The organism is Roseateles sp., assembly GCF_036486225.1.
Taxonomy (GTDB): Bacteria; Pseudomonadota; Gammaproteobacteria; order Burkholderiales; family Burkholderiaceae_C; genus Roseateles.
In genome coordinates this window covers 1-3,622 of record NZ_DASVNZ010000372.1, presented here as the reverse complement: position 1 = coordinate 3,622, position 3,622 = coordinate 1, and the positions used below count along the sequence as shown (strand labels likewise).

2 protein-coding genes are annotated in these 3,622 nt (G+C 72.7%); both read left to right on the top strand.

Translation table 11 applies throughout. The features are described from left to right. Window positions 1-2,414 (top strand): putative bifunctional diguanylate cyclase/phosphodiesterase (locus tag VF536_RS24370; RefSeq protein ID WP_331617524.1); only part of this gene is annotated, 2,414 nt, incomplete at its 5' end. A 9-nt stretch (window positions 2,415-2,423) separates the two neighbouring features. After that, on the top strand, window positions 2,424-3,622 hold a 1,199-nt coding region (dnaG, locus tag VF536_RS24365), incomplete at its 3' end, for a DNA primase (protein WP_331617523.1).

The following is a 3,622-nucleotide window of genomic DNA, read 5'->3' as shown; positions in this document are numbered from 1 at the left end:
GGCAGCGCGCGCTCGACGAGCGCCGCGACTGGCGCACCAAGATCGACGACGCCGGCCTGTCCCTGGCGCAATGGACACCCGGCGGCGCGGCGGCGATGTCGCCCGGCTGGCAGGCGCGACTGGGGGCGCTCGACCCCGCCGACCCGCTCGGCTGGCTGGCACAGGTGCACGCGGTCGACCGGATGAAGCTCGAGGAACGTCTGCCCGCGCTGATGCAGGACGGCCCCGCGACCGCGGCGCCGCAGGACGTCGGCGCCCAGGTCGCGCCGGAGATCGAGCCCGACACGCTGCACCACGCGCTGCGGCTGCCCGACGAGGACGGCGGCTGGGTCTGGCACGAACTGCGTTTGCGGGTCACGCGCCGCGATCCCCGCGGTCGCGCCCGCCAGGTGCTGGCCAGCCTGCAGGACATCCAGTGGCGCCGCACCGCCGAAGAGCGCCAGCGCATGAGCAGCGGGCTGTTCCAGCACCTGCACGAGGGCCTCGCGATCACCGACCTCGAGCACCGGCTGCTCGACGCCAATCCCGCGTACTGGACGCTGATGGCCGTGCTGCTGGAGCCGCCCGCCGGCCTCGTCCTCGAGAACGACGGCCAGACGCCGGACACCGCCGAGGCGCTGCGCCGCCGCATGCTCGGCCACCCGGCGCTGCCGCTGGACGAGGCGCAGCTGCGCCGCGCCGGCCATGATCCGGAGGCGATCGCCGAGGCGCTGGCCGATCCCGCCGGCCACTGGCAGGGGCTGGTCAAGGTCCGCGCTGCCGGCGGCCAGCCGCGCACGCTGCGCCTGACCGTGTCCTCCATCCCCGAGCCCGAGGGCCCACCGCGCTACCGCGTACTGGCGCTCAGCGACCTGACGCAGGAATTGCAGCGGCAGCTGGCGCTGGAGCGGCTCGGCCGCTTCGACCTGCTGACCGGACTGCCCAACGAGCAGGAATTCCTGCGCCGCCTGCAGGGCGCGCTGCAGACCAGCCGCCAGATCGGGCCGGGCTTCATGCTGTGCGTCGCGCGGGTGGACCTGGATGGCTTCGCCGCGTTCAACCGCCGCCACGGCGTCGCCCGCGCGGACCAGGCAATGCGGGAGCTCGCCCGGCGCCTGACCCTGGCGCTGCGGCAGGCGCCGCAGTGGTCGGACGAGGTGGCCCGGCTCGGCGGCGATGAATTCGGCCTGCTGCTGCGCGTGCAGAGCGTCGAGGAAGCCCAGCAGGCGCTGGACCGGCTCGTGCAGGTGCTGCGCCGGCCGATCGATCCGGACGAAGAGAACGGCGCCGGCACGCCGGGGCCCACCGGTGACCCGGACACCGTGGACACCGTGCGCGGCGACATCGCGGCGGAAGACGGGAAAGACGCGCGGGACGCGCAGCACGCACAGGACACGGAGGACGCACTGGGCGGCGCGCTGCGCCTGAGCGCCAGCGTCGGCGCGACGCTGTACCCGCAGGACGGCGGCGAGGCCGAGACGCTGATGCGCCACGCGGCGCACGCGCTGTATCGCGTCAAGCGCAGCGGCCGCGACGGCGTCCAGTTCTTCGATGTCGAGAAACGCCGCAGCCGCGAGGCGCAGGCCCAGGCCGCGCTGCGCATCCAGCAGGCGCTGGAAGCCGGCGAGCTCTGCCTCTACTACCAGCCGAAACTGGACCTCGTCAGCGGCGCGCTGCTGGGCGCCGAGGCGCTGCTGCGCTGGCGCCATCCGCAGCGCGGGCTGCTGGCGCCCGCCACCTTCCTGCCGACCGTCGAGCACAGCGGCATGGCCGCGCAGCTCGGCCACTGGGTGCTGGAGCAGGCGCTGGAGCAGAACCGGCTCTGGCGCGCCCAAGGCCTGGACCTGGAACTCAGCGTCAACATCAGCCCGCGCCACCTGGCCGCGCCGGCCTTCGTGCCGCGGCTCGAGGCGCTGCTGGCGCGTCATCCGGACGTGCCGCCGGACCGGCTCGTGCTGGAACTGCTGGAGTCCAGCGCGCTCGACGACGTCGCGCATGCGCGGCGTCTGCTCACCGACTGCAAGCGCCTGGGCCTGCGCCTGGCGATGGACGACTTCGGCACCGGCTACGCGACGCTGTCGGTGCTCAAGCAGCTGCCGCTGGACCAGCTCAAGATCGACCGCTCGTTCGTGCAGACCATGCTCGTCGACCCGCAGGACCGCGCGCTGGTGCAGGGCGTGATCGCGCTGGCCGGGCAGTTCGGCTGCGAACTGGTGGCCGAAGGCGTCGAATCCCCGGCGCACGCGCAGGCGCTGATCGACCTGGGCTGCCACGTCGGCCAGGGCAGCGGCCTGTGCGAGCCGCTGCCGCCGCAGGCGCTGCTGGACTGGGCGCTGCGGCGCACCCCGCCACCCTCGCCGGCACGACGCCGCGCGCCCCTCCCCGACATCCTCCCCGACCTCGTGCCGGGGGTCCCCGCCCAGGCCATCCCTTAAAATCCCGAGGTGATCCCACCCGGCTTTATTCAGGACCTCCTGGCCCGCGTCGACATCGTCGACATCGTGGGCCGCCATGTCGACCTCAAGAAGGCCGGCATCAACCACAAGGGGCTGTGCCCGTTCCACGGCGAGAAGTCGCCGAGCTTCACGGTCAGCCCCTCGCGCCAGACCTACCACTGCTTCGGCTGCGGCCAGCACGGCAACGCCGTCGGCTTCCTGATGGAGCATCTAGGCATCGGTTTCATCGACGCGGTGCGCGACCTCGCGCAGCAGGCCGGCATGCAGGTGCCCGAGGACGACCGCAGCCCGCAGGAGCGCGAGCGCGAGAAGGCCCAGAAGCAGCGCCAGGCGACGCTCACCGAGGTCCTGGCCAAGGCCGGTCAGCACTACCGCCAGCAGCTCAAGGGCAACCCGCGCGCGATCGAGTACCTGAAGGGCCGCGGCCTCACCGGCCAGATCGCGCTGCAGTTCGGACTGGGCTACGCACCCGACGGCTGGCGCTCGCTGGCCAATGCCTTCCCGTCCTACGACGATCCGCTGCTGGTCGAGACCGGCATGGTCATCCTGCAGGACGACCCCGGCAAGAGCGAGGCCGAACAGCGCCGCTACGACCGTTTCCGCGACCGCGTGATGTTCCCCATCCGCAACGTGCTGGGCGAGGTCATCGGCTTCGGCGGCCGCGTGCTGGACAAGGGCGAGCCCAAGTACCTGAACTCGCCGGAGACGCCGGTCTTCCACAAGGGCCGCGAGCTCTACGGCCTCTACGAGGCCCGTCCCGCGATGCGCCGGCGCGGCTACGCGCTGGTCGTCGAGGGCTACATGGACGTCGTCGCGCTGGCGCAGCACGGCTTCGGCAACGCGGTCGCGACACTGGGCACGGCCTGCACGGCGGAGCACGTGCAGAAGCTGTTCCGCTTCACCGAGTCGGTCGTGTTCAGCTTCGACGGCGACGCCGCCGGGCGCCGCGCGGCGGGACGCGCGCTGGAAGCCGCCCTGCCCCACGCGAACGAGACGCGCACGATCAAGTTCCTGTTCCTGCCGACCGAGCACGACCCCGATTCGTATGTGCGCGAGCTGGGCGCGGACGCGTTCGAGCGTTGCGTCGAAGGCGCCGTGCCGCTGTCGCGCCAGTTGATGGAAACCGCCGCCGACGGCTGCGACCTGGGCACGCCGGAAGGCCGCGCGAAGATGTTGAGCGTCGCCAA